Here is a 25595-nt window from a genome sequence, read left to right on the forward strand (position 1 = left end):
CGCCGGGAGCGAAAAGTTGCGCCGCGCGACGCACGCCAAGGTCTTTTCGGCCTTATCGGCCACGAAAAATTTTCCAAATATACTTCCCAAAGAACTGTGGTGCAAATCTCCTCACGCTCTATTATATTACATTTTTTGAACCCGATGTTATTGCTGTTTACAAACGGAAGAAAGCATGCTGATGCGTAATAACCTTCGATCTCTCGTCAACTCGGTCATACTCGTTCTTCTCCCGGCATGCATCGGCTATGCGCAGAATGCCCAGACAGGTGACTCCCTCTTCCTCCGCGTCGTCGTCCCCGACAGCAGCGCTTTGGTGACGACCGCTCCGCGCCAGCGCATTGCGGCCTCCACTCTTCCGAATGCAAAGGCATTCATCAACGGCAAAGAAACCCGGGTGTACGCCAGCGGGGCGTTCTGCGGTATCGTCAACGTTCCGGTCGGATCCTCCGTCCTCAGGCTCGTCGTTCGTTCGGCGAACGGGGATTCGGCTGCGGAAAATATTTTCATGCAAAGACCGGAGCCGCCGAAGACATCGCCGAAGGAGCCGATTTCCATCGATACAATCATGATGGAACCCTCCGAGGATATTTGGCTGGGAAAGGACGGAATCCTTGAGGTCAAATTCAAGGGAAGTCCCGGGCACAAAGCATACTTCGACATTCCGGGAGTGGAGTCGGGCATTGCGATGTCCGAGCTTCCCGTCTCGAAAGCCGGCGGAGTGGGGGGGATCTATGCCGGCAGCTACAAAGTGAAAGACGATGACGAGGCAAGAGGAGTGCAGATAAAATTTCGGATTCCCAAAAATATATTCTCAAGCGAAAAAGGATATTCGAAAGGAAAGGTAACCATCCTCCCCAAAGAACTTCCCCGCGTGGCAGAGCTGATCGGCAAACGGCCGTACTTAAATGCCAGCGTCGGGACCGATAGACTGGGAGGCGCGAAACTGGGATTCCTCAAGCCCGGCATCAGAGTCGTCGTCACTGGAAAGCTCGGGGACCAATATCAGGTGAAACTCGGGGACGAAATGGAGGGGTGGCTTCCTGAAGAGTTTGCACAGCTTCTTCCGCTTGAAACGCCTCGCCCGCGTTCCCTCATCGGGGCCCTTTCCATTTCGGGCAATGATAAGGAAGACATCGTCACCGTCGCGCTCGACCAGCGCCTCCCTTACCTCAGCCAGCAGCTTGTTGACCCGGCAGCGATCGTCGTCGACATTTTCGGAGCGACCTCGAACACCAATTGGATCACGCATCAACTTTCGGGAAGCGGCATAAAGAACGTGACATGGAGCCAGGCCGCGTCGGGTCAATACCGCCTTACCATTGCGTTGAACTACCAGCAGCATTGGGGATATGACATCAATTACGACAACGGTTCTACGATGCGAATTTCGGTCCGCCGCCCCCCGGTGATCCATTCCGCCGACTCCGCCATCGCCGGATTGATCATCGCGGTCGATGCCGGTCACGGCGGGGACAATGATGGCGCCATCGGCGCAACGGGAAGAAAGGAAAAGGAAATAACGCTCTCCGTCGCCCAGCATCTCGATACGCTTTTGCGTCAAAAAGGAGCGAAGGTCGTTATGACACGAACAACCGACGAAACTGTTTCGATGACGGACCGGACCGAAAAGATCCTCAGCTCCGGGGCGCAGCTGCTGGTCAGCATTCATGCAAACTCGGCGAGCGCGTCTGCAGACCCCGATATTTCTAAGGGGACAAGCGCATATTATCGTCATATCGGTTTCGCCCCCTTGGCGGAGATCCTGTACGGCAAAATGCTGGAGCTCGGGCTCGACCAGTTTGGAGTCGTCGGCAGCTTTAATTTCAACCTTAATTCGCTGACCCAAACTCCCAACGCGCTGGTGGAAACTGCGTTCATGTCGAACCCAGAGGACGAGATGCTTTTGCTCGACGACAATTTCAGGTCACGGATTGCAGGTCAGATCGAAAAAGGAATTGAAGAGTTTGTAGTAAAATTTGGCGAAAGGAAGAAATAACTTTCCTGGAGCGGGCCGGCGGCATGGCCAACGGTCTCTTGACATTGTCCGGAAAGATCTCCATCTTTCCGCTAGAGTTTGGGCGTGTGCCCGCTAGTGCACACTTCTGATGATTGTCCATATGATTCCAACTCCATAAGGAGGAGGCATGGAATCGGCGATGAAAAAATAAAGAACCTCGGAACTCCAGCGATCATGGACGAATGAGGTTTTTTTATTTTAGGAGGTGCCATATGAAACTTGCAGGGTTGTATTTTCTCGCCTGTTTCCTGTTATGGGGATGTGGTTCGACCGGGTCGGTCGATATGCCGGAAATATTGCCGCGGCTAATAGAACAGGAGCCTTTTCCCCCTATGAGCGAAGCGCTTTTTCTAAGCCATTCCGAGCTCGACCTTAGGATCCTGATCGCCGCGGATGGTTCGGTGCTTAGAGCTCAATTGATGAACCCGACCAATGATGCAGTATGGGATTCGCTTGCCGGCGAACGGATGAAACAATGGAAGTTTTCTCCGGCAATTCATAATGGGAAACCGATCGCAATGTGGATCAATTTCCACGCGCATGTGAAATTTGAGATCCCTGTCTACATCGGGCTGGCGGAAATAGAGTGCGAAACCGCCGAAGTTGCCGATTCAGTGTTTGCAATGCTTCAGGCCGGAGGAAATTTCGATTCGCTTGTCTCCAGCTTTTCAATATCGAAATCGAAAGAAAACCACGGCCAATTAGGCCAGGTGGACATTTCGCGATACGGGGAAAGCGTGAAGCGGGTTCTTACGGCGCTTAAAGGGGACGGGTATACGGAACCGATCCCGTTTGGAGAACATTTCGTGATCTTCAAGCGACTTGCGGCAGACGCACGCTTTGATTGACTCTGACGGCAAAATTTTGTTAGTTGCAGTCGGACTGGGGAAGAAGAAAGATCAACAAACAGAACAGTTGCATTTTTATGTCTAAAACCGACAACAAAGGAGAGAGTCAATCATCAAAAACAATTTTCTGCACTGAATGCAGTACTTCCCTGGAGAACTATTGTTTTTCAAGCGGAATAGAAGATGCAGAATCGATCAAAAAGACTCTAGCACAGTGCAAGAAGAGCGGTAAATTCGCCGGTGAATTTTGCGCAAAATTGTTTATTAGTGACCCCAACATGCTCGATTCGCTCTGGGAAAAAGATTAGCCGTAGTATTTGTTGAAATATTCAACGTATAGTGTTTTGTATTTCTACAATTTCTTTTTCCCTATTGTTGCAAAAATTGGTGTATTTACTCAATGTATAGATAAACGGTTGTTGAATTTATATACATTTACTCCCTCCCAAATCTCTACAACCTTCCGCCTCATCTCCGTTAAGCCGCTGATTCAAACAGTGTTAGAGAATCTCATCTAATGATGATGTTTCTTGGCATGATTATTTCAATTACTTTTGGCAGAAAAACATCGAAAGAGGAATTGAAATGGTCGCCATACTCTTCATCTTGATGGTGGTTATACTCCTGACAGCGGAGTACCTCTCCTTTTCAAAGAAAATTTCCGCCGAATCATCGGCCACCGTGAAAGCCGGTTTACCGGTTGCAACCGAGACCGTAGAACGCTACTTCCACCGCGGGCACATGTGGGCGCTCGTTCAACCTTCGTGCGATGTGATTGCAGGAGTGGACGACTTTTCCCAGAGGTTCATCGGGAACATCAACAACATTGAACTTCCTCAGGCCGGATCGATAATTCGTCAGGGTGAAGTTCTCGCCACCCTGAAACACGGCGATAAATCACTCCCCGCCATTGCCCCGATCTCCGGAACGATCGTTGCGATCAACAAACACCTTGCCGGCACCCCTTCAATCGTCAACAACTCCCCGTTGGAAAGGGGATGGATTGCAAAGATCGCTCCGCAAAACCTGGGAGTCGAGTTGAAGGGGCTGTTTAAGGGGGTCACGGCCGACCGATGGCAGGAAGCAACCCGCGCTCATCTCGTTCATTGGTTCTCCCCCCGTCTCGGCATCGTAATGCAGGACGGCGGCGAAATTATCGACAGCGTCAGCGATATGACGAGCAGCGCAGAATGGCGGATCTTAATTGAAGAATTTTTCCCTAACAACGATCAATCAACACTCAATACTTGAAAAAGGCAACTCCTATGACAGTCCTATTATTTCTAACGATGATCATCCTTTTCCTCGGAATCGATTATGTCGTCCAACGGAAAAAGAAAACCGCTCTCGCCGCGGCTCAAGCACCCCTCACGCCATCGCCGATGCGTGTGCCGGCCGGAATTTTCTTCGCGCCGTCGCATACGTGGCTCAATCTCTTCCCCTCCGGTAATGTCCGCGTGGGTGCCGATGATTTTGTTTTGCGGATGATGAAAAAACCCGCGATCTCGTTTCTCAAAGCTCCCGGTTCGTCGGCGAAAAAGGGGGAAGCTCTCTTCCGGCTGCAGGAAGGGACGAGAACGCTCACGGTTCAATCACCGATCGACGGAGAAGTCGTCGCGGTGAATGAAGACCTTCAACAGGAACCGGAAAAAATGAAGGAAGAGCTTTTTGTCAACGGCTGGGCATACACCATGAAGCCGCAGCGGGCATCGGAATTGACGCAATTTCTGCTCGGCGAACGGAGCCGCGCTTGGATTCAGCAGGAACTCGGACGGCTGAAAGACTTTATCGCCGAATCGATGCAGGCAGGCTCGCTCTCCCCTGTTCTTCTGCAGGACGGCGGCGCACCGGTTGACGGTCTGTTTAATGACTTCACGCCTGAACAGTGTGAAAAATTCGAACACCAATTTCTTAATGTCCAATAACGCTGGCGGAGATGACCATGATGAGCAGGAAAGCGCTATTGATCGATGTTTCGAAGTGCGTCGGATGCCGGGAATGCGCACGCGCCTGCGCGGAAGCAAACCACCTTCCCCAGGAAGAGGCCGCAGAACTTTCGGCAACGCATTACACCGTCGTTCAAAGCCTCAATGATGACCAGAATTTTGTCCGCAAATTGTGCATGCACTGCAACGAGCCGACATGCGTTTCCGTTTGTCTCGTCGGAGCGTTCAAGAAAACGGACACCGGCGCCGTCGTGTATGACGAGACCAAATGTATCGGCTGCCGCTATTGCATGCAGGCATGTCCTTTTGAAGTCCCCCGGTACGAATGGGGAAGCGTTTCACCGCGCGTCCAGAAATGCAAAATGTGCTATGAGCGCATCGCCGCAGGCGGGAAGACCGCGTGCGCAGAAGCATGCATGTTCGACGCAACAGTCTTCGGCGACAGAGATGACATGATCAAAGAGGCGCGGAAACGGATCGACGCCAGCCCCGCGACGTACGTGAACTATATCTACGGGCTTACCGAAGCGGGCGGAACATCGGTCTTGTATATCTCCAGCATTCCGTTCGAGAAGCTCGGACTCCCGATGAACCTCCCGAATAATCCTATCCCGCAGCTCTCGTGGAAGGTCCTTTCGCAAGTTCCAAAGTATTCCGTCGCGGCAGGCGTTGTTCTGTTCGGCATCCACTGGATCACAGCGCGCCGTACAGAGGTTGCACGGTTCGAAGCGGAGGAAAAACAAAAACTACTGGAATCAAAGCGAAACGGAGAGAGGGCGAAATTATTATGAAAACATTTCTTTTTCACAAGGTGACGTTTTGGAAGGCCGCCGCGATCATGCTGATGGCGGTCGGGGCCGTTGCCGCGGTTCAGCGGTTCACGATGGGGCTCGGCGCAACAACGCACCTGAGCGATCAATTCCCCTGGGGGTTCTGGATCGGATTCGACTTTATCGGTGTCGGACTCGCGGCGGCGGGATTTACCATCGCTGCAACCGTGCATATTCTGAATGCCGAACGGTTTGAACCGATTGTCCGCCCGTCGATTCTCACCGCGTACATCGGCTACATGCTGGTGGTGATGGTCCTGGTCGTCGACCTCGGGCGTCCGCAAAATTTCTGGCATCCGCTGGTCATGTGGAATCCGCATTCGGTGATGTTCGAGATCACCTGGTGCATCATTCTCTACACCACCGTGCTCACTCTCGAATTCGCCCCGGTGGTACTGGAAAAATTCCATTTGCACGCTCCGATCAAAGTGCTGCGGACCATTTCCCTGCCGGTGGTCGTCGCCGGCGTCGTCCTCTCGACACTGCATCAATCGTCGTTCGGTTCGTTGTACCTTGTCGTTCCGGAACGAATGCATCCTCTCTGGTTTTCGGATATCGTACCGTTTCTGTTCTTCATTTCGTGCGTGGCGGCCGGCATTTCCATGGTGATATTCTCGTCGTTCATGTCGGCGCGCGCATTCGGACGCCGGATCGAGATGCCGCTCTTCTCGGAACTGGCCCGTGTGTTGACCGTCGTGCTTGCATTATTGTTCACGGTCCGGGTCCAGGACCTGATGAGCCGTGATGCGCTCCGATACGTTTTCCAGCCGACCTACCAAAGCGCGCTGTTTCTTCTTGAAATTACGGTCGGCGTGATCGTCCCTGTTGTCCTCCTTCTCTTCCGGAAGGTCAGGATGAGCCAGAAGGGGCTGTTCTATACGTCGATCCTTGTCATACTCGGATTCGTAGCGAACAGGATGAACACTGCGGTCACCAGTATGGAACACTGGCCGCAGCGGACGTACCTTCCGTCATGGCAGGAGGTTTCGATTACGGTTGCGCTGGGCACGGCTGGATTTGTCGCGTTCTATTATGTGGCGAAAAACTTCCCTGTCTTCGTCGATCATGAAAGACACGCGGAGGCTCAATCGGCCGACCGCGTATGGATGAAAGACCTGGAAGTGGCATCGAAGGGGCGGTGATACAATAGCCTTCCTGCGATACGACGGATGGATTTCGGCAGGATCAAACAAGCATTGCTGTCGTCATGAACTCCGGCTGCACAAACCCAGATGATGCAGCCGGAAAGTTTCCGACCGAACTATTTCATAACACTTTTGCGGATGACTCCATGGAAAACGTGAACGCTCCACACAATCATTTCCAGCAAAGCTTGGAAGAATTCTTCCGGCCGTTGTTAGAGATCCCGCTGCCTAACGACAGACGATACAACAAAGGGCATCTTTGGATAAAAAATGATTCTGCAACGACAGCGACAATAGGCCTCGACCACATCGGCGCTTATTTCTTGCGGCCGGTTGTCAGCATTGTGCTGCCGCAAACTCCCTGCCGCGTCGAACACAATTCACCGTGCGCATGGCTCGCCATGCGCGAAGGAACGATCGCCCTCCGGCCGGCGGTTTCGGGCGCCGGAATCGATGCCAACACAGACCTCGTCGACCATCCTTATCTTCTTCTCGACGATCCGTATTCATCAGGATGGATCCTGCGTATTGCCGACACGGCACCATCGGACGCCGCACTCCTGAACGCGGATGAATTCTCTCAGCTTGTCAATAAGGAAATCGCAGCGATGAAAGAGAGATTTTCCGCAGCATACGGCAGATTGCAGCCCGGTGTTGGAGCAACAATGTACGACGGGGGCGAACCCGTCATCAGCATTCATGAAATACTTGGACGGAAGAAATATTTTGAAATCATAAGCAGGATTTTTTCAAAGGCATGAAATAATCTCACGCCGCCGTTCTCTCTCGAAAAGCAAAAATCGCGTGGATTATTTCGCATTTTTGCGTAAAATTCCCCTCCCACTCCCCCCGTTTTTTAAGCCTTTCCGCCAGCTTTTCCCAAAAAGTAGAAATGGCACGGTACTTGTCTTCCTTTGGGGAGAGAAAACTATGAAAGTTCTGAACCTGCTCGCTTTCCGCGTGTTCTTGATCATCCTCTTTGTCATGCTTGTCGGAACGGCGGTCCTCACAAAACTCAGCATCGACCATCAAGCCGAGCAATATCTGCGCGACGCTATTGTCGGCGCAAATCGGATCGGCGATGTCATCAAACGCTCGACGAACTACAGTATGATGCTGAACCGACGGGAGGATATTCATCAGATCATCAACACGATCGGCAACGAACCGGGCATCGAGGCGATCCGCATTTACAACAAAAAAGGAGAAATAACTCTTTCGACCGTTCCGGGGGAAGTTGGCACAAACGTCGACATGACCGCTGAAGCATGCACTGCCTGCCATTCTCCCGGCAAGGCTCCGCTCTCCCCCAACCCGCGGGAGCTGAGCCGAATCTTTTCCTCTCCGAAAGGGTACAGAGTGCTGGGGATGATCGTCCCTATCAAGAACGATTCCACCTGTTCAACGGCCGACTGTCATGCCCATGCGCCGTCGCAAACGATCCTCGGCGTTCTTGACGTCATGATGCCGCTAAAGGAGATCGACGAACATCTTGCCGGCTTGAACCGCTCTCAGTACTGGAATGCGCTTTTTATGTTTTTTGTCATGACCTCCTTCGTCGGGGTTTTTATTTGGCTGGTGGTCAACATCCCCGTGCACAAGCTGACGCTTGGCACGCATGAAATCACGAAAGGGAATCTCGACTACCGCATTTCCGTCCGGTCGGCCGATGAGATCGGGAGGCTTGCAACTTCGTTCAACCAGATGGCCGATGAGTTAAAACGAGCGAGAAACGAGTTAACGGAGTGGGCCCAAACCCTGGAAGGACGCGTTGCCCAAAAAACAGAAGAATTGAAACGTGCGCAGGCCAATATGATCCAGATGGAAAAAATGGTCTCGCTCGGCAAACTGGCCTCCACTGTTGCGCATGAGCTCAACAATCCGCTCGAAGGTGTGCTCACCTACGCCAAGCTGCTCAAAAAAATGGTAAAGGAAGGCATGATCTCCGGCGAAGAGGCCGCGGAAATCCAAAGCGACCTCACGATCATTGCCGATGAGACGGCCCGGTGCGGAAACATCGTAAAAAATCTGCTCCTCTTTTCGAGGCAGAAGGTCGGCGATTTTGTTGAAACGGATATCCGCGGAACGATCGAGCGGACGGTCAGCCTTATCGACCATCATTTGAAAATACACAACATCGCGCTCGAAACGGATTTCCAACGGGAGCCGCTGATGCTGGTCTGCGATCCGCAGCAGATCGAACAGGCGGTGCTCGCCGTGGAGATCAATGCGATCGAAGCGATGCCCGAAGGGGGAGCGCTCAAGATCGAAGCACGCCATTCCGCAGACGCCATTGATATCACCGTCACTGATACCGGGATAGGGATATCCGACAATGCCCTCCCCCATATTTTTGAGCCATTCTTCACGACAAAAGAAAACGGAAAAGGAACGGGATTAGGCCTCGCCGTCGTCTACGGCATCATCGAACGGCACGGCGGCACCATCGACGTTCAATCGAAACTTCACGGCGGTACAACTTTTGTCTTGCATCTTCCCCGTACGGCATCACGCAATGTGAACACCGGTTCATCCTCTTCACTTACCCTTGACAACGGCCATGAACGACAAATCAGCTAAACAGAACAGCCTTCTCATTGTCGATGACGAACTCGTCGTCCGCGATTCGCTTTCGAAATGGTTCAGGCAGGACGGCTACCGTGTCGATACCGCGGAGGACGCAAATCATGCAATTAAAAAAATGACCGACGGCCCATGGAATATCATCCTCCTCGACATCAAGATGCCGGGGATGAGCGGGCTTGAACTGCAGAAGCGGTTGAGAGAGATCGACCCGTCGATCACAACGATCATGATCACGGCATTCGCCTCCGTCGAAAGCGCGGTGCAGGCTTTAAAAGAAGGGGCCTTCGATTATGTCACGAAGCCGGTCGACCCGGACCATCTTTCCCACCTGGTCACCAACGCCCTTCGGCAAAAAAAACTTGCCGATGAAAATGCGCAGCTACGCGAACATCTTTCGTCAATGGGGCAGGAATCGGAAATCGTCGGCACCAGTCCGCAAATGAAAAAAGTCATCGAGCTCGCGAAGACCGTTGCCCAAACCGATACGACAGTGATGATCCGGGGGGAAAGCGGTTCGGGAAAGGAGTTGATCGCACGCGCCATTCATGTGAACAGCCCGCGTCGCTTTTTCCCGATCATCGCCGTGAACTGCGGCGCCGTGCCGGAGACGCTTCTCGAAAGCGAATTGTTCGGGCATGAAAAAGGGGCGTTTACCGGAGCGCAATACCGCCGCAAAGGAAAATTCGAAATGGCCGACGGCGGGACGATTTTCCTCGACGAGATCGGTACGATCTCGCAAAAAATGCAGGTGCAGCTCCTTCGCGTGATCGAATCGAAACAATTTACCCGCGTCGGAGGGAATGAGGTCATTCACAGCGATTTCAGAATTATTTGCGCCACGAACCGCGACCTCGAAGCGGCAGTGAAGGAAGGGACGTTCCGCGAAGACCTCTACTACCGGCTCAATGTCTTCGCCGTTTTTATACCCCCGATCCGTGAACGCAGAACGGACATCCCGCTCCTCGTCCACCATTTCCTCAAAAAATATTCCACCGCAATGAACAAGCAGGTCATCGAAGTGACCCCCGATACCATGGACCTGCTTGTGCGGTATGATTGGCCGGGCAACGTCAGGGAATTGGAGAATGTGATCGAGCGGGCAATGGTGCTGGCAAAACCCCCCGCCATTCGGCCGGACGACCTGCCGTTTCAGCTCGGAGTGAATCATCATGTTCCGACGGATGATTCCATCGCCTCGGTCGAGAAGGCGCACATCGAGGCGATCCTCGCCAAGACGGGGTGGAACATCACGCGATCGGCCGAAATTCTGTGCATTGACCGGGTAACGCTCTACAATAAAATCGCCAAGTATGGCCTTATTAAGCCGTGACCCATGCCTCCGATCCTCGTTGTTCCGGTTCAGCCGTACGATGACGATGCCCTTCGGGCTCTGATCGTTCCATTAGAATCCATTTTCAGGTTCCCTGCATCGATCGACACGGCCAAATCGATCGACCCTTCGTTTGCTTTCGACGCTTACCGCAATCAATTCAACTCCACTTCCCTCATTTCCGCGTTCACGCAGCGGTTTAACGGCCTGCCGGGAAAGATCATCGGCGTGACCTCAGTGGATCTCTTCGTTCCCGTCCTGACCTATGTGTTCGGCGAGGCGCAGCTCGATGGGCAAATGGCGGTCGTTTCCACGCACCGCCTCGACGACAGGCTGTACGGCCTTCCGGCGAACCCGGCGCTCCTTCATGAGCGGCTCATCAAGGAAGCCGTTCACGAACTCGGGCACACCTTCGGGCTTGTCCATTGTCACGATTATCAATGCGTGATGCATAGTTCAACGGCGGCTGAAGACATTGACGTGAAGTCCGAAAATTTTTGTCCGTCCTGTGCCGCGCTGCTTCAGGACCGCGAACGCTCATAAACTAGGGCAAATATTCTCCCTGTTTCGTTGACTTTCGGACGTTTTTTCGATATTTTTTTCAGCACGCCCGATGCAGTTTGCCGATTTCCGGGTCATAAGAGAGTTATGGGAAAAGTCAAAGCCGACATTTTACTACCGAGAATCCGCCGTTCTGAGGAGAAGGAATGATCATGGGATGTATTTTTTGCAAGATCATTGCCAAAGAAACCCCGGCTGAAATTCTCTTCGAGAACGACTGCGCAATTTCAATTCTTGATGTCAATCCGATCCATTACGGCCACGCTCTTGTTATTCCCAAAAACCATCATAGAGATTTCCTCGATGTCCCTGAGAACGAGCTGGCAGGCATCATGCATGCTGTTCACGTGGTTTCCCACGCGTTGGTCAAGAGCTTCGATCTCAAAGGGTTCAACTTTTTCTCGAACAACGGCCCCGTTGCCGGACAATCAGTTTTTCATTTCCATATCCACATCACACCGCGCTACGAAGGCGACAATATCCGTTTTGTGCTCCAGCTGAAACGTTATCAAGGTTCGGATATGAACGAAGTTGCCTCAAGAATCCGCGCTGCGATTCACGAATAAACCTCTCAAAAGGAATCTGCTATGCCGAAGTACGTAAAACTTGTACCGCCGTCATCAGGAAGTAGGATCACCGTCACCGGCGGAAAACTCAACGTTCCGGATAATCCGATCATTTGTTTTATTGAAGGAGACGGCACGGGACCGGACATCTGGCGCGCCTCGAACAAAGTGTTCGATGCGGCGATCGCGAAGGCGTACAGCGGAAGGAAAAAGATCAGCTGGTTTGAAGTCTTTGCGGGGGAAAAAGCCAACACCGTCTACGGCGAGAACACATGGCTTCATGACGATACGCTCGAAGCGATCAAGGAATACACCATCGCAATCAAAGGACCCCTCACGACTCCGGTCGGCAAAGGGATCCGATCCATTAACGTGACCCTACGGCAGATGCTCGATCTGTATGTCTGCCTCCGCCCCGTCCAGTATTTTGCCGGCGTCCCTTCCCCCGTGAAACATCCGGAACTCGTGGATATGGTGATCTTCCGCGAAAATACAGAGGACATTTATGCCGGAATCGAATGGAAAGCCGGGACCCCCGAGGCCCAAAAAATCATCGGCTGGCTTGAAAAAGAAATGGGGGTCAAAAAGATCCGCTTCCCGAAGACCTCAAGCATCGGGATCAAGCCGGTATCGCAGGAAGGGACTGAGCGGCTTGTCCGCGCGGCGATCACGTACGCGATCGTCAACAAGCGGAAATCAGTGACGCTTGTTCACAAGGGGAACATCATGAAATTTACCGAGGGGGGATTCCGCGACTGGGGCTACGAGCTGGCCAAGCGGGAATTTTCAAAGGAAGTCGTTTCGTGGGAAGAGTGCGGCGGCAATCCTCCCGAGGGGAAAATTTTGATCAAGGATGTCATCGCGGACGCATTCCTGCAGCAGATCCTGACACGTCCGGCCGAATATGAAGTGATCGCTACACTCAATTTGAACGGCGACTATATTTCGGATGCACTTGCTGCGCAGGTAGGAGGTATCGGGATCGCCCCCGGTGCAAACATCAATTATCAGAACGGTTATGCGGTCTTCGAAGCCACGCACGGCACGGCCCCTAAATATGCCGGCTTGGACAAGGTAAATCCCGGCTCGCTAATTCTCAGCGGCGAGATGATGCTTCGGTATCTGGGATGGACAGAAGCCGCGGATTTGATCTTGAAGGGCCTGAATAAAGCCATTCAGTCCAAGACCGTGACGTACGATTTTGCGCGGCTCATGGAGGGGGCGAAAGAGGTGAAGTGTTCGGAATTCGGAGAGGCAATCATCAAAAACATGTAAGGGGATCCGAGAACCCTGTCAATCAAAATTGGAGCACGATAAACTCGGCCTGAAATGTCTGCCGGAGTGAATTGAACGCTATTCTACCGGTCTCTTTAGCTTGGCGTTCTCGATCTCTTTCAGCGACGTAAAGATCTCCTGGTGGCGTTTTAAAAACTTGACCGTGTCTTCCCCGTTCAATGAAGCATCTTTCATCCTTTGCTGGTTCTCAGCAAGCTCACGTTCAAGAACCTTCTTTTTCAACCGCTTGATCGCCCCCTCCGCCCGCTCCAGCGTTCTGGTATCGCTCAACCGTGCACCGACTTTCTCCCATCGGGAACCGAGCTGGTACGGGGTAAACGAAAGCTCAGCGATGAGCTTCCTCAACGCGTCCGATGATGCACTCTGCAGGATTTGATGAATATCGACCTTGCCGCTGCTGTCGAATTCATCGACCAATATCTGCGCGACTTCCTTTGTCTGCGGATGAGAGAACTCGTCCGTATGCACGTATGAAAAAATAAACGGGATCATTTGCATCGGTTCTTCAAACGCAACAAGAAGCAGCTCTTTTTCTTCTACCGGTATTTCCGTCGCCTCCTTGGCCCCCTTGTTCTTTGCATTGTCAACGCCGGCTGCTTCGTTTGAGTTGACTCGCGGAACGGCAAGGAAACGATCGGGCACTTTGCGCGTAAATTTCTCCAGCTCGGAAAGAAGCGCTGATTCGTAGAGTTTGTATTTCTCCGCCACGTCCTTGATAAAGAACGTTTGCCGCAGCGGATCCTTGATCTTCGCGATCGTCTGAACAAGAGTCCGCACCGCTTCCGCCTTCCCTTCCGGCGAATCAAGCTTCCCCTCCCGGCGCAGTGCGTTCGCCTTAAAATCGACAAACGTGACGGCTTTCGAGAGAACTTCCTGAAAACCGTCCGCTCCTTTCTTTCTCACATAAGAATCCGGGTCATCCCCCTGGGGGAGCTCCGCGACACGGACATCCAGATTGTTCTCGAGAATGAGGTCGACGCCGCGCGTCATCGCGGAGACTCCGGCGGAGTCGCCGTCATACACGAAGATCACGTTTTTGGTGTATCGCGCGATCAATTGGATCTGTTCAACCGTGAGCGCGGTGCCGCTCGATGCCACGACGTTGTGAATGCCCGATTGGAAAACCGAAATTAAATCCGCATAGCCTTCGACAAGGATCGCCGAGTCCTTTTCCCGAATCGCTTCCTTTGCCTGATGCAGTCCGTACAGGATCTTGCTCTTATGGTAGATGGGGGTTTCCGACGAGTTGATGTACTTGCCGAGCGTATCATCGTCGTATAATTTTCTTGCGCCGAAAGCGATCACTCTGCCGGTCGTCGAAAAGATCGGGAACATCGCCCGGCCGCGGAATGCGTCATAATGGCCGCCGTCGTCCCGTTTGCGCGCCAGTCCGACCTTCTCCAAATATTCCGGCTTGATCCCCTCATCCCCCGCTTGCTTTACCAGAGCGTCCCATCCGCGCAGCGAATAGCCGAGGCCGAACCCCGTAATTGTCTTATCGGAGAATCCGCGGGATTGAAAATACTTGAGGGCGAAATTTCCCTCATCGGTCTTCATTAAATTCCTATAGAACGTCTTCGCGGCAAATGAGCAAGCCGAATAAAGTTTTTCGGTCTCGCTTGCAGATTGCAACGATTCTTCGGTCCTGACGATCGTGATGCCGGCGCGTTCAGCAAGGATCTCGATCGCCTCAACATACGTCGCCTTCTCCCATTCCATCACGAACTTGATCACGTCCCCCCCACGGCTGCAGCCAAAGCAATAGTACATCCCTTTATCGGGACTCACGTTAAATGACGGAGTTTTTTCGGAATGAAACGGACAAAGGCCGATGTAGTTTTTGCCCCGTTTTTTCAGGCGCACGAAGGTTCCGATATACTCGACAATATCGGTCGCGGCACGGATTTCCTGGATCTTATCGTCTGGGATTCTCACGCAAAAAATTTAGCCAAAAGCGGGATGAGAAACAAGGAAGGGAGATCAGGGTGCAGGCGATGATGAATCCGGGCCGTCCGGAATCGATAGGTTTGATGCTTCAAGCCGCTCTTGTTGATACAGCATCAAGGAGAGTCTCACTCCCCATACGACCGCGCCGAGAGCGGCGAGAAGTCCGGTGAAGAAGAACAAATTCCCGAGCGGCACCCCCCAGTCGAGCATATCATGGTCGCCGAGGAACGTTGCCCAATCGTGCTTCACATGGTGGCCGCCCAGCAGCGGGAGGATCCTTGTTTCAGCGTCCCGGACATAAATGCTGACATCAACAAGGCTCACGCCGGTAAAGAAAACCGCAACTGGCGCGTTCGCAGATTCTTCCCTCCATGCGACCAAAAACCACACGAAGGGGGCCAGCACTTGCATGATCGATCCCCCAAGAATATACAGCGACTCCCCGAACATTCTGAAGAAGAAGTGTCCCGCCTCATGGATGTAGAGAATAAAAAGATGGATAAGCCATAGAATAGTAGGGAGGTGAAATGCCGGCGTGGGCTCATAAAAATTGAACGGAAGAAGGCACCAGATGTAGAGGAGAATGGCGTAACCGAAAAGGCGCAGAATAAAGATCTGTCTCGGCATCATTGTTTCATCTCAAGAGAATCAGCGGAATGTCTCGCCTGAAACAACAAGTCCCGCTCAAAGAACGGGACTGTTGTCGTTATTCCGCCATGGCATCGGCGCGCGTCGGCTTGGTTTCGTAGACCTTCTTCCGCGCGGGTTTCGGCCGTTTGCGCATATAGCGTTTCTCAAGCTGCGCTTCCGGCTTCTTTTCTTCCTCCTCGACATCGGGGTACTGGTAGATGTCGTACTTGTAATTTCGGAGAATGATGTTATTGCCGCTCCTGCCGAGCACATATTGCGGGAGCAAAGGAATTTTCCCGCCGCCGCCGGGAGCGTCGATCACGAAATGCGGGATGGCAAGCCCGGAGGTGTGGCCGCGCAGCTTGTCCATGATGTCCAACCCAACGCTGACCGGAGTGCGGAAATGATTTGCCCCCTTGGTGATGTCCGCCTGGTAGAGATAATACGGGCGCACCCTCATGGTCAGCAGCTTGCGCATCAACTCCAGCATGACGTCTGGGTCGTCGTTGACCCCTTTCATCAGCACGGCCTGATTGCCGACCGGAATGCCGGCGTCGGCAAGCATTTCGCAGGCGCGTTTGGCCTCTGTCGTGCATTCCCACGGGTGATTGAAGTGGGTGTTCACATAGATCGGATGATATTTTTTGAGCATCTTGCAGAGTTTCGGCGTGATGCGCTGCGGAAGAACGCACGGCATTTTTGTGCCGAGGCGGATGATCTCGACGTGCGGGATCGCGCGGAGCCCGGAAATGATCTTCTCGAGCATGACGTCCGTCAGCATGAGCGGGTCGCCCCCAGAAAGAATGATGTCGCGCACCTCAGGATGGGCGGCAATATAGTCAAGACCGGACTGGATGAACTTCATGCTGATCTTCCCCGAGTCGCCGACTTTTCTTTTTCGGGTGCAGAAACGGCAGTACATCGAACACTGGCTTGTCGTCAGAAAAAGCACACGGTCCGGGTACCGGTGTGTGATGCTCGGAACCGGGCTGTCCCCCTCTTCGTTCAGCGGGTCGAGCGGGAAATCGTCGGGGACCAATTCCTGGGCGTCGGGAATGCACTGGAGCCATATGGGGTCGCCGGGATACCGGATGAGGCTGAGATAGTAGGGGTTGATGCGGATATGAAAAAGGGAGTTGAGCTTGTCCGCAAGGTCCTTGTCGAAATTGAAACGCTCGACCAGATCCTTGCCGCTGTCCACACTTGCCCGCAACATTTCCTGCCAGAGTTCCATAAAAAAATACCTGAGATAGTTAGAGATATTTGCCGTAGATGATCAGATCATCTCCGGGCTTGTAGTAATCGGTAATGCATGCCCGCCGCTGAAATCCTTTTCTCTCGTAGAACGCTCTCGTCTTTTCGTACTTCGGCGTCGACGATGTTTCAGCGATGATGAGACGCCCTCCCTTTTCCTTTATGCGCTCCTCAACAAACCGAAGAAGTTCCGAGCCGATTCCTTTGCCATGAACGGAGGGAGTGACGGCGATCCAGTACAGATCGTATGTTCCCTGCGTCGACGGCGTCGGCCCGATGCACACATACCCGGCAACCTGCTGGGCGCTATCGACGTAAGAGAATATTTCATAATCGCCCTGCTGCTTGTCGTTCAAACAAATCTCGATCAGTTCGATCGCGACATCGATTTCTTCATTGCTGAAAACGTCCGTCGCTCTCAAAAGCTTCTCGATCGGTTCTTTGTCCTCGCTTTGAAGCGGGCGGATGTTCATTGCTGTCGTAATGAATAAAGCGCGATGCGTCTAGGGATTTCTTTTCAACGCACACTCGACGATCTTTCCGATCGTCTCATTAAAGGTGTATCCGTACGTCCTCGTCGACCGGATAAACCCCGCATCGTCGGAAATGTCGGGGTTGGGGTTCACTTCCAGAACGTATGGTTTGTTGTTTTTCGTCAGCCGGAAATCCACGCGCGCGTAATCCCTGCATCCCATGATATTGAACGCCTGCAACGCGAGATCCTTCACGCGCGCCTCGATCGTCGGCGGCAGATCGGCCGGACACACTCCTTTTGTTCCCTCGAACTCGACGGAACCCGTCACCCACTTCGCATCGTACGTCACAATCCTCGGATAGCCGGACGGGAGCCCGGAAAAATCGATCTCCGAGATCGGAAGAACGGTGGGCTTGCCGTTACCGAGAATAGCGACGTTCAACTCGCGGCCTTCGATGTATTCTTCGACAATGGCCGGCTGGTCATACTGCTGGAAGATGTAGCGGATGCGTTTTTTCAACGCCGTCAACGACTCGACGATCGAATCGTTGTCAATGCCAACGCTGGCATCCTCTTTGGCAGGCTTCACGATAAGAGGAAACGACAGGTCGAAATCGTCGACCACTATTTCATTCAGATGCTTGCAGACAATAAATTTCGCGGTCGGAATACCGTGGAACGAAAGGATCTCCTTCGTACGCGCTTTGTTCAGGCACGTGCCAAGGGTGACTGTCGGCGAACCGGTGTAAGGGATCTCCATGATCTCGTAAATGCCGGCGACGTGCATCTCATGAATCGCCTGATCGCCGAGCGATTCAACAAGGTTGAAAATAAGGTCGGGCTTCTCGGACTTCAGAAACTCCAGCAGTTTTTCGACATCGTTGGACATGTTGAAGATCGACGTCTGATACCCAAGTTCACTCAGCGCGGTCTGAATTTGCTCACGCTCTTCGACCACTCCTACTTCAGACATGTCGATCAGGCCGTTAGCCCGGGCGGTCGCAAGCGCCCCTTCCTGAATCATCCCGGACTCCGAGATGAATTTCCGTCCCTCCGACGTCTGAATCGTCGGCTGGTTGAAAATAACCGAAACATGTAGCTTTTTTCTCATACCATACTCCGTATTTGTGAAATAAGCCTGTCTGTATCTCGTTCTTTTTCAACTAGTTAGGGGCGCTACAGCAACTTACAGCGCTTGCGGGCCTCATCGAGTACACGATTGAGCATTTCGTCATATGACATGCCCGCAGCCCGCGCTGCTTTTGGATAACACGAATTGTCTTCCGGCTTCGGAAGAATGCCGGGAAGAGGGTTGATTTCAATGATATTCGGGACTCCGTTCTTGTCCAGCCGCACATCGATGCGCGACCAATCGCGGCATCTCAACACCTTGTATGCGTCCTTGCAAGGCTTTACAATGGAATCATTGAGCGCCGGCGTCAATCGGGCGGGGCATTCGAAGATATCGAGCGGATTCGACGCCTGATCCCAGATCCACTTCGCTTCAAACGAATAGATCGGGTTGACGCCCTTCGGGAGCGAATCAAACTTTATCTCGACGATCGGCAGGGCTCGAGCATCATCCCCGTTGCCAAGCATAGCAACCGTAAACTCACGCCCCGGCAAAAATTCTTCAACAATCACGGGCTCGTTATAGGTCACAAGGACGTTTTCGACCTGCGCCTGCAGTTCCTTTTGATTCCGCACAAGCGAAGCATCGAAAATTCCCTTGCTCGACCCCTCATTCAACGGCTTCACCATGCACGGGAAATTTGTGCGCAAAGCCGAAAGGTCCGCGAGAGAATACAGAACCGAAAATTTTGCTGTGGGAATTTTATAGTAGGAAAGGATCTCTTTTGCCCGGGACTTGTCGAGGCAGACCGCAAGGGTAAGCGCATCGGACCCGGAATAGGGGATGTTGAGCATCTCCAGCATCGCAGGAATTTGTGCTTCGCGTGAAACACCGAATTGTCCCTCGGCGATGTTGAAGACGATCTCCGGACGGCGGCCGCGAAGTTTTTCAAACGCATCTTCATCGGCTTCGATCATCGTCACGGAGTGGCGGAGAGCAAGCGCGTCGCGGACAGCAGTCACAGTTTCAATCGTGTCCCACTCCGCGTACGTATCAGCGCTCGTTGACTTCTCTGCTATTTGCGTACTGACATCAGTGATGTTCTGACTAGAAGGCTCGACGCCGTTTTCGGCGGCATCGGATTCTTCCTTCTTCATGTTGTAGACTAGCGCTACGTCCATTCAGGGGAGTACCAAAAGAACTTTTCGATACCTTTCATACTGGTTGCCGATACGATGACTCTTTCTTGCCCAACTCTAGTTACAAATATAATGTTTTTAGACACGTTGTCAAGAAAAAAGTAGCACTTTTCTTAGGAAACGAGGCCAAAGTTGTCAGAGTGGCAGACTCTTTGATAGGGAAGATTTTGGAAAAAAAATTTCTTCGTCTCTCCATGCGAAGTAGAGACAGGAAATGTTTTCGGAAAAAGTTTTGAGACAATTTTTTAGGAAAGGATCAGCCGATTCGAACGTACGAAAGTAGATCTTTGTACACCGATTCGAATTGTGTACGAATGAGGGTATGCTGCGGCAATCGCAAGTGAGGGTCGCGCGCGACAAGGTTGAATGCTTCTTCACGTGCCTGCAAAAGTATTTCCTTGTCATGGACAATATCAGCGACAAAGAACGAAGGAAGCCCGCTCTGGCGTGTGCCGAAATAATCCCCGGCACCGCGCAGTTCAAGATCGACCTCCGCAATTGTGAATCCGTCGTTTGTCTGCACCATCGTTTCAAGCCGCCGCGAGATGTCGGAGTTCTGTTTATTGGCCTCTGCCCGGTTTGATGCAAATTGTGCCTTTCGTTTCATCGCAAGGTCATCGGTCAGAAGGACACAATATGATTGATCCGCTCCCCTCCCAACCCTTCCCCGCAACTGATGCAATTGTGAAAGGCCGAACCGTTCTGCGTTCTCCACGATCATGATGGTGGCATTCGGGACGTCGATGCCGACCTCGATGACCGTTGTCGCAACGAGGATGTCGATCTTTTTCGCTTTGAAATCGGCCATCAGATCATCTTTTTCATCGGATGGCAATCGCCCATGCAACAAGCCAAGCCTGAGCTCAGGAAATTCTCTCTTTAATTTTTCGAACTCGACCATGGCTGCTTTGAGGTCGATTTTTTCCGATTCCTCGATAAGGGGATAGACAATATATGCCTGGCGCCCTTCGTGGATTTCATCCTTCACAAACTTGAAAACATTCTTCTTTTCTTTCTCCGTCCGGACCGCCGTTCTCACCGGCCGCCGGTTTTTCGGAAGTTCATCGATCACGGAGACGTCAAGATCGCCGTACAGGGTCAACGACAGCGTACGGGGAATTGGTGTTGCCGTCATCACCAGAACGTCCGGATTTCCTTTCCCTTTTTCACGAAGAAGAGCCCGCTGTGCGACGCCGAAACGGTGTTGTTCATCCACCACGACAAAACCGAGGCTGGCGAATGCGACGTGCTCCTCGAGAAGTGCGTGAGTACCAACGACGATATTCGCCGAGCCGCTACGGATATCTTCGAGAATGTCTTCCCGGAGTTTCTTCTTTTGTCCCCCGATGAGCAGCCGAACATTGACCGGCAGATCTCCCAAAAAATTCTTCAGCGTGAAGAAATGCTGTTCGGCCAGGATCTCGGTCGGCGCCATCAGGGCGCATTGCATTCCGTTTTCAACCGCTACGAGCATTGCAAACAGCGCGACGATGGTCTTTCCGCTGCCGACATCACCTTGAAGCAGGCGGTTCATCGGCGTCGGCAGGCTCATATCGCCGGTTATCTCTTTTATGACCCGCCGCTGAGCATCGGTGAGATCGAAGGGGAGACGAGAAAGGAGCTGCCGGGCCAATTCGCTTTTGATCGTGTACGAAATCCCCTTCAGTTCTCCCTTGATCTCGCGTCGCCGGTACGCCATTAGCAATTCGAAGAAAAATAGCTCGTCGAATTTAAGGCGGACAAGGGCCAGGTCTCTTTCAGGATACGTTTTTGGAAAATGGATCGTTTTGAGCGTTGAATGGATGGCCGAAAGCTGCCGGCGCTGCAGAATGTCTTGAGGAAGATGGTCCCTCAGAGCGTCCAGGTTGTTTTGCAGCGCGCTCCGGATGATCCTTCGAAAACCCCGGTTATCAAGCCCAACCTGTCGCAGCTCTTCACTCGACCGGTAAACAGGTATGATCGCGCCGGTGTGGAGCAGCGAATTCCAATCCGTTGAATCATCCTCATCGTTGGTTTTCAGCCTGTCAAATTCCGGATGAATAAACTGCGGCCGATTCAGCTTATCCAGCTCCGGTACTGAGGAAACCGCCAGCACTTCTCCGACCTCAAAGGCCTTTTGGTACCATTGCACGCCGGCAAAAAAAATGCAGGTAAGGTATCCGGTCTCATCCTTCAGAGTGAGGAAGAACATCTGCTTGCCGCGCCGGGTTCTTTTTGATTGCTGCCGGAACACTGCTCCGATCACCGTCACTTCCGACCCGGCATTGACCAATTTGGGAAGGTCCTTGATCTTCGTGATTCGGGAGCGGTCGAGGTAGTCGCGGGGAATGTAATAGAGAAGTTTGGAAACCGAGTCGATGCCGATTCCTTTCAATGCAGCGGCCCTCTTCGGACCGATGCCCTTGACGTATTGCAATGTGTCGCTAGTATGGAAGCCCAAAGGAATAGTATGAATGATGACGGCCTGCCGGCAAGGGTTCACCGATTACCGGTGTTCAAAATTAGTTTTTGTTGACGGTTGCGCTCCCCATCCCCCGGGAATATGGTAGGCGATATGTTCATGTTCCACATCGACGATCAGCGAGTCTTCCGTCACCGGTTCAATGGTTGCCCGCCGGATCTGAGACTCCCGGAATAATTTTTCCTGGTATAAAGTCAGGCTCAATCCGTTCGCAGTTCTTTCGACAAGCGTCTGAACCGTTTTGTATGCGCTGCTTTGGTTTACTTGTCCATGGGGGAGAAGATGAAGCGTCCGCTGGGCGAGCGTGATCGTCTGTGAAACTCCGTCCTGATGTATGATGAAGACCTCCCCTTGCTTCGAGAATTTTGCCGGAAGGCTTCTTTCTGCTGACGCCGGTGTGTGAGCGCCGGATTCCGGGATCATAACGACAGTGCCAAGGAGCCAAAATGAGCCGGCGCTTTGGCCTTCGGGAAGCGCCGATTCTTCAGCATGCGGCGCTTGATTTCCATTGGCGCTTTCGGTCCCAAGGTTTTCATTCTGAGGTGATTGTCGGATCGCGCTCCCTTGTGCCGCAGCCGACGAATCGGCCGGACCCTGTTTTATGATATAGTTCTTCGACGAAAACTTTACCGGCCATTCAATTCCGCCGGAATAAAACCGGAAGATGCCCAGGCCAACCAATACGACAAGAACGGCAGCCGCAAGACCTATCAGTTGGTACCGCTGGAAACTATTCGCTTCGTCGGTCTTGAGAGATTGCCGGAGCGCCTCTCTTAATTTTTCTCTTCCCGCCAGCTTAATCCCGGCCGCGAATTCGCGCTCGGCCTCAACTTGCTTCGAACATTGTTCGCATCCGCTCAGATGCCGATCGAGAAGCGTCCGTTCCGACTCCTCAAGCCGACCGAGAACATACCGGTCGAGTACGTCAGCGTCGTCCGTCCAGTGAGAGCTATTACTCATTTTTCAGTATTCTCTCTAATGCCTTTTTGCATTGATACTTTTTCGATTTCGCCGTTTCAGCGTTTGCGAAACCCATGACTGAAGCGATTTGTTCGAGCGGAAGTTCTTCCCAATAAAAGAGAAGGAGCAATTTTTTGCATGGATCGCCGAGTTTGTTCAACGAATCGCTGACAAGTCTCGACCGATCGCTGTCGATCAGTTCTTCAAGCGGCGACGGATCAAGGCTTATCGCTTCGTCAATGTTTGCTCCCTCAGGGATCTCCTTCCGGCGACGAGCCAACCGGCGAAGCCAGATATTCTTTGCAATCCCCATAATAAACGTGCTCAACTGCGATTCATAATGAAACTGTCCCGAACGGACCTTTTCCCACAATACGACAACTGCTTCCTGCAAGATATCTTCAGCATCATCCGCCGTACCGTTGTTTTTCATCACATACGAGACAACCGGCCGCCTGTTCGCTTTATATAATGTCGCCAACGATTCTTCGTCATCTCCCTTTCTGATGAGGTCAAGAATTTTCGCGTCGTTATGGAGATAGAAGAGAGATGATTTCATTTACCTTTCATCAGTTAATGACATTAACAATCAGCAGGTGAATGAAAGAAATTACAAATAAGTGCCTCAGGATTCAATATAAACGCCACATCTTCGGAGGAGACGACGATGACAAATCAAATTCAGGCTCGATACGGCGCGATCGAACTCCGGTCGTTATATCCGACATTCGCTTTACGCGGACTTTTCTTTGCGGCCGTCCTTCACCTCGTCATTGTCGCAAGCTATTACTGTGCCGGCTTGTTCGCTCAGGAAGAAGCAACTCCGCCGGTCATTCACGTGGATATGACAAGACTTGGGCCGCCTCCATCGATCACAAATACGCTAGCAGCGCCAGCGGTGAACGTCTCAACGCCGGCAGCGCATCCGGCAAATGCAGCTCCGGTGATGGTGCCGGATGCGAACGTCTCTCCGGAGACTACGATCGCTACTCAAGACGACCTTAACAAGACGACCTCCGACATCGATCAAAGAATCGGAGAGAGTGGGAATGTCGTCATCGACGCGCCGCCTGGCGGCGACAGCGAAGCGGAGCCGCCCCCATTCCAGCCGATCGAAAAACCTCCGGTCGCGGTCGTCAATCCGGCCCCTGAATATCCTCTTATTCCTCTTCGCGCCGGAATTGAAGGCATCGTGTGGGTAAAAATATGGGTGACAAAAGAGGGGAAAGCGAAAAAGGCGGAAGTGGTAAAGACCGACTCGGAGTTATTCGATCAAGCGGCGACCGACGCTGCGATGCAATGGGTCTTTACCCCCGCAGTCATGAACAACGGCCCGGTCGCAGTGTGGGTGACAATTCCGTTCAGGTTCGCGTTGAAGAATAATCGTTAGGGGAAGCGAAATATCCAGGCGGTGGAGGCAGAAAACAGAGGTCAAATGATCGGTAGTTAGGACGTTTCGCCTTTCACTTCGCGCGTCATCAGGTCTTCCGTGGCGAGATGCGGGTTCTTTCCCTCAAAAAGAATTTTGTGGACCTCCGAGAAGATCGCCATTTCGATGGAATGCTTTTTTGCCAGGTCGACCGACGATCTGCACGTGGCGACTCCTTCGGCGACCATGACCATTTCTTTCAAGACGTCGTCCAATTTTCTCCCCTTCCCGACCTGCTCCCCGACGTAACGGTTGCGGCTGTGTTTGCTCATGCATGTAACGATCAAATCGCCTACGCCCGTCAACCCGGCAAATGTGCGGGGGAGGGCTCCCATTTTCACCCCGAGCCGTGTCATCTCCGCAATGCCGCGGGTCATAATCGCGGCCTTTGTGTTGTCGCCGAACCCGGCCCCTTCCACCACGCCGGCTCCGACAGCAATGACGTTCTTCAACGCGCCTCCGAGTTCCACTCCCCGAATATCGTCGTTGATGTAGACGCGAAAGTACGGCGTGCTGAACGCTGACGCGACAAGCTTTGCCGTCCTCATGTTGAACGACGCCGAAACGACCGCTGTCGGCATCCGTAAGCTGACCTCCTCGGCATGGCTCGGACCGGAAAGAATCGCGAGGTTTCCCCTCTTCTCATGCTCAAGAACGTCGAGCATCACTTCGGACATGGTCATCAGCGAGTGGTTCTCGATCCCTTTGGCCACGTTCACGATGATCGTCTGAGATAACTCGTGGTGAGCGATTTGCTGGATAACAGAGCGAAGGAATTGCGACGGAACGGCGGAGACGATAATGTCCTTTTTGTGCGCCGCTTCCTGGATATCGGTCAGGATTGAAACTTCCCGGGGGATTTTTATTCCCGGAAGAAAAGCCGGATTCTCCCGCGTTTCAAGGATGAGCTTCGCCTGTTCGGGACGGTACGTCCACAACGACACATCGTGACTATTTTCAGAAAGTAGTATAGCGAGAGTCGTTCCCCAACTTCCGGCTCCCAGAACAGCGACGCGCATGGCAGACCTGCGTTATGAAGA

23 protein-coding genes are annotated in these 25595 nt (G+C 52.6%); 13 read left to right on the plus strand and 10 right to left on the minus strand.

Going from position 1 to position 25595, the window contains the following annotated elements:
- The first annotated feature begins 181 nt into the window (after window positions 1-181).
- The 12 genes from VMF88_07055 to icd all read left to right on the plus strand — a co-directional run bounded on the left by VMF88_07055 (window position 182) and on the right by icd (window position 13107).
- Window positions 182-1999 carry an N-acetylmuramoyl-L-alanine amidase gene (locus tag VMF88_07055; GenBank protein HTY10813.1) on the plus strand — a complete coding sequence of 606 codons (1818 nt, stop codon included), beginning with the start codon at window positions 182-184 and terminating at the stop codon, window positions 1997-1999.
- 233 nt (window positions 2000-2232) lie between these two features.
- Window positions 2233-2868 carry an energy transducer TonB gene (locus tag VMF88_07060; protein HTY10814.1) on the plus strand — a complete coding sequence of 212 codons (636 nt, stop codon included), beginning with the start codon at window positions 2233-2235 and terminating at the stop codon, window positions 2866-2868.
- Window positions 2869-3453: 585 nt separating this feature from the next.
- Entirely contained in the window at window positions 3454-4119 is a 666-nt protein-coding gene (locus tag VMF88_07065) for a glycine cleavage system protein H (protein HTY10815.1), read from the plus strand.
- 14 nt (window positions 4120-4133) lie between these two features.
- Entirely contained in the window at window positions 4134-4793 is a 660-nt protein-coding gene (locus tag VMF88_07070) for a hypothetical protein (GenBank protein HTY10816.1), read from the plus strand.
- Between the two features lie 17 nt (window positions 4794-4810).
- Window positions 4811-5605, plus strand: coding sequence for a 4Fe-4S dicluster domain-containing protein (locus tag VMF88_07075; protein ID HTY10817.1), 795 nt, complete (start codon window positions 4811-4813; stop codon window positions 5603-5605).
- Window positions 5602-6786 (plus strand): Ni/Fe-hydrogenase cytochrome b subunit, encoded by a 1185-nt coding sequence (gene hybB / locus VMF88_07080; protein ID HTY10818.1) that lies wholly within the window; start codon window positions 5602-5604, stop codon window positions 6784-6786. The genes VMF88_07075 and hybB overlap by 4 nt, the downstream gene beginning before the upstream one ends.
- Before the next feature lie 149 nt (window positions 6787-6935).
- Entirely contained in the window at window positions 6936-7550 is a 615-nt protein-coding gene (locus tag VMF88_07085) for a hypothetical protein (GenBank protein HTY10819.1), read from the plus strand.
- A 169-nt stretch (window positions 7551-7719) separates the two neighbouring features.
- Entirely contained in the window at window positions 7720-9369 is a 1650-nt protein-coding gene (locus tag VMF88_07090) for a HAMP domain-containing sensor histidine kinase (GenBank protein HTY10820.1), read from the plus strand.
- A complete protein-coding gene (locus VMF88_07095; protein HTY10821.1) occupies window positions 9350-10705 on the plus strand; it encodes a sigma-54 dependent transcriptional regulator in 1356 nt (451 codons plus the stop codon). The genes VMF88_07090 and VMF88_07095 overlap by 20 nt, the downstream gene beginning before the upstream one ends.
- 3 nt (window positions 10706-10708) lie before the next feature.
- Window positions 10709-11248, plus strand: a complete 540-nt coding sequence (locus tag VMF88_07100) for an archaemetzincin family Zn-dependent metalloprotease (GenBank protein HTY10822.1) — start codon at window positions 10709-10711, stop codon at window positions 11246-11248.
- A gap of 170 nt (window positions 11249-11418) precedes the next feature.
- Window positions 11419-11832, plus strand: a complete 414-nt coding sequence (locus VMF88_07105; protein ID HTY10823.1) for an HIT domain-containing protein — start codon at window positions 11419-11421, stop codon at window positions 11830-11832.
- Window positions 11833-11853: 21 nt separating this feature from the next.
- A complete protein-coding gene (gene icd / locus VMF88_07110) occupies window positions 11854-13107 on the plus strand; it encodes an NADP-dependent isocitrate dehydrogenase (GenBank protein HTY10824.1) in 1254 nt (417 codons plus the stop codon).
- Window positions 13108-13185: 78 nt separating this feature from the next.
- Here the strand turns inward: icd and dnaG are convergent, their stop codons facing one another.
- The 9 genes from dnaG to VMF88_07155 all read right to left on the minus strand — a co-directional run bounded on the left by dnaG (window position 13186) and on the right by VMF88_07155 (window position 23685).
- Window positions 13186-15063 carry a DNA primase gene (gene dnaG, locus VMF88_07115; GenBank protein HTY10825.1) on the minus strand — a complete coding sequence of 626 codons (1878 nt, stop codon included), beginning with the start codon at window positions 15061-15063 and terminating at the stop codon, window positions 13186-13188.
- Window positions 15064-15108: 45 nt separating this feature from the next.
- The gene (locus VMF88_07120) at window positions 15109-15705 is read right to left on the minus strand and encodes a hypothetical protein (protein ID HTY10826.1); all 597 of its coding nucleotides are present in this window, start codon (window positions 15703-15705) and stop codon (window positions 15109-15111) included.
- A 76-nt stretch (window positions 15706-15781) separates the two neighbouring features.
- On the minus strand, window positions 15782-16939 hold the full coding sequence (locus VMF88_07125; protein HTY10827.1) for a KamA family radical SAM protein: 1158 nt from the start codon (window positions 16937-16939) through the stop codon (window positions 15782-15784).
- Between the two features lie 19 nt (window positions 16940-16958).
- Entirely contained in the window at window positions 16959-17432 is a 474-nt protein-coding gene (locus VMF88_07130) for a GNAT family N-acetyltransferase (GenBank protein HTY10828.1), read from the minus strand.
- Window positions 17433-17462: 30 nt separating this feature from the next.
- Window positions 17463-18545, minus strand: coding sequence for an ATP-grasp domain-containing protein (locus tag VMF88_07135; protein ID HTY10829.1), 1083 nt, complete (start codon window positions 18543-18545; stop codon window positions 17463-17465).
- A gap of 65 nt (window positions 18546-18610) precedes the next feature.
- Window positions 18611-19687, minus strand: a complete 1077-nt coding sequence (locus tag VMF88_07140) for a D-alanine--D-alanine ligase (protein ID HTY10830.1) — start codon at window positions 19685-19687, stop codon at window positions 18611-18613.
- A gap of 274 nt (window positions 19688-19961) precedes the next feature.
- On the minus strand, window positions 19962-22121 hold the full coding sequence (recG, locus tag VMF88_07145; protein ID HTY10831.1) for an ATP-dependent DNA helicase RecG: 2160 nt from the start codon (window positions 22119-22121) through the stop codon (window positions 19962-19964).
- 69 nt (window positions 22122-22190) lie between these two features.
- Window positions 22191-23126 carry a hypothetical protein gene (locus VMF88_07150; GenBank protein HTY10832.1) on the minus strand — a complete coding sequence of 312 codons (936 nt, stop codon included), beginning with the start codon at window positions 23124-23126 and terminating at the stop codon, window positions 22191-22193.
- Entirely contained in the window at window positions 23119-23685 is a 567-nt protein-coding gene (locus tag VMF88_07155; protein HTY10833.1) for a sigma-70 family RNA polymerase sigma factor, read from the minus strand. Before VMF88_07155 ends, VMF88_07150 begins: the two co-directional genes overlap by 8 nt.
- Before the next feature lie 108 nt (window positions 23686-23793).
- Between VMF88_07155 and VMF88_07160 the strand changes: the two genes are divergently transcribed.
- Window positions 23794-24516, plus strand: coding sequence for an energy transducer TonB (locus tag VMF88_07160; protein ID HTY10834.1), 723 nt, complete (start codon window positions 23794-23796; stop codon window positions 24514-24516).
- Window positions 24517-24572: 56 nt separating this feature from the next.
- On the opposite strand, the gene VMF88_07165 is transcribed toward VMF88_07160, so the two are convergent.
- Window positions 24573-25574 carry an NAD(P)H-dependent glycerol-3-phosphate dehydrogenase gene (locus VMF88_07165; GenBank protein ID HTY10835.1) on the minus strand — a complete coding sequence of 334 codons (1002 nt, stop codon included), beginning with the start codon at window positions 25572-25574 and terminating at the stop codon, window positions 24573-24575.
- Between the last annotated feature and the right edge of the window lie 21 nt (window positions 25575-25595).

The organism is Bacteroidota bacterium, assembly GCA_035506275.1.
Lineage (GTDB): Bacteria > Bacteroidota > Ignavibacteria > UBA10030 > UBA8401 > JAGVPT01.

Excerpts from the sequence above, each read along its gene's own strand:
- hybB (HTY10818.1), top strand. The coding sequence starts at position 5,602 with ATGAAAACATTTCTTTTTCACAAGGTGACGTTTTGGAAGGCCGCCGCG.
- VMF88_07155 (HTY10833.1), bottom strand. The coding sequence starts at position 23,685 with ATGAAATCATCTCTCTTCTATCTCCATAACGACGCGAAAATTCTTGAC.
- VMF88_07065 (HTY10815.1), top strand. The coding sequence starts at position 3,454 with ATGGTCGCCATACTCTTCATCTTGATGGTGGTTATACTCCTGACAGCG.
- VMF88_07130 (HTY10828.1), bottom strand. The coding sequence starts at position 17,432 with ATGAACATCCGCCCGCTTCAAAGCGAGGACAAAGAACCGATCGAGAAG.
- VMF88_07060 (HTY10814.1), top strand. The coding sequence starts at position 2,233 with ATGAAACTTGCAGGGTTGTATTTTCTCGCCTGTTTCCTGTTATGGGGA.
- VMF88_07075 (HTY10817.1), top strand. The coding sequence starts at position 4,811 with ATGATGAGCAGGAAAGCGCTATTGATCGATGTTTCGAAGTGCGTCGGA.
- VMF88_07160 (HTY10834.1), top strand. The coding sequence starts at position 23,794 with ATGACAAATCAAATTCAGGCTCGATACGGCGCGATCGAACTCCGGTCG.
- VMF88_07055 (HTY10813.1), top strand. The coding sequence starts at position 182 with ATGCGTAATAACCTTCGATCTCTCGTCAACTCGGTCATACTCGTTCTT.
- VMF88_07090 (HTY10820.1), top strand. The coding sequence starts at position 7,720 with ATGAAAGTTCTGAACCTGCTCGCTTTCCGCGTGTTCTTGATCATCCTC.
- icd (HTY10824.1), top strand. The coding sequence starts at position 11,854 with ATGCCGAAGTACGTAAAACTTGTACCGCCGTCATCAGGAAGTAGGATC.
- VMF88_07085 (HTY10819.1), top strand. The coding sequence starts at position 6,936 with ATGGAAAACGTGAACGCTCCACACAATCATTTCCAGCAAAGCTTGGAA.
- VMF88_07105 (HTY10823.1), top strand. The coding sequence starts at position 11,419 with ATGGGATGTATTTTTTGCAAGATCATTGCCAAAGAAACCCCGGCTGAA.
- VMF88_07140 (HTY10830.1), bottom strand. The coding sequence starts at position 19,687 with ATGGACGTAGCGCTAGTCTACAACATGAAGAAGGAAGAATCCGATGCC.
- VMF88_07125 (HTY10827.1), bottom strand. The coding sequence starts at position 16,939 with ATGGAACTCTGGCAGGAAATGTTGCGGGCAAGTGTGGACAGCGGCAAG.
- VMF88_07135 (HTY10829.1), bottom strand. The coding sequence starts at position 18,545 with ATGAGAAAAAAGCTACATGTTTCGGTTATTTTCAACCAGCCGACGATT.
- VMF88_07165 (HTY10835.1), bottom strand. The coding sequence starts at position 25,574 with ATGCGCGTCGCTGTTCTGGGAGCCGGAAGTTGGGGAACGACTCTCGCT.
- VMF88_07100 (HTY10822.1), top strand. The coding sequence starts at position 10,709 with ATGCCTCCGATCCTCGTTGTTCCGGTTCAGCCGTACGATGACGATGCC.
- VMF88_07070 (HTY10816.1), top strand. The coding sequence starts at position 4,134 with ATGACAGTCCTATTATTTCTAACGATGATCATCCTTTTCCTCGGAATC.
- VMF88_07095 (HTY10821.1), top strand. The coding sequence starts at position 9,350 with ATGAACGACAAATCAGCTAAACAGAACAGCCTTCTCATTGTCGATGAC.
- VMF88_07120 (HTY10826.1), bottom strand. The coding sequence starts at position 15,705 with ATGATGCCGAGACAGATCTTTATTCTGCGCCTTTTCGGTTACGCCATT.
- VMF88_07150 (HTY10832.1), bottom strand. The coding sequence starts at position 23,126 with ATGAGTAATAGCTCTCACTGGACGGACGACGCTGACGTACTCGACCGG.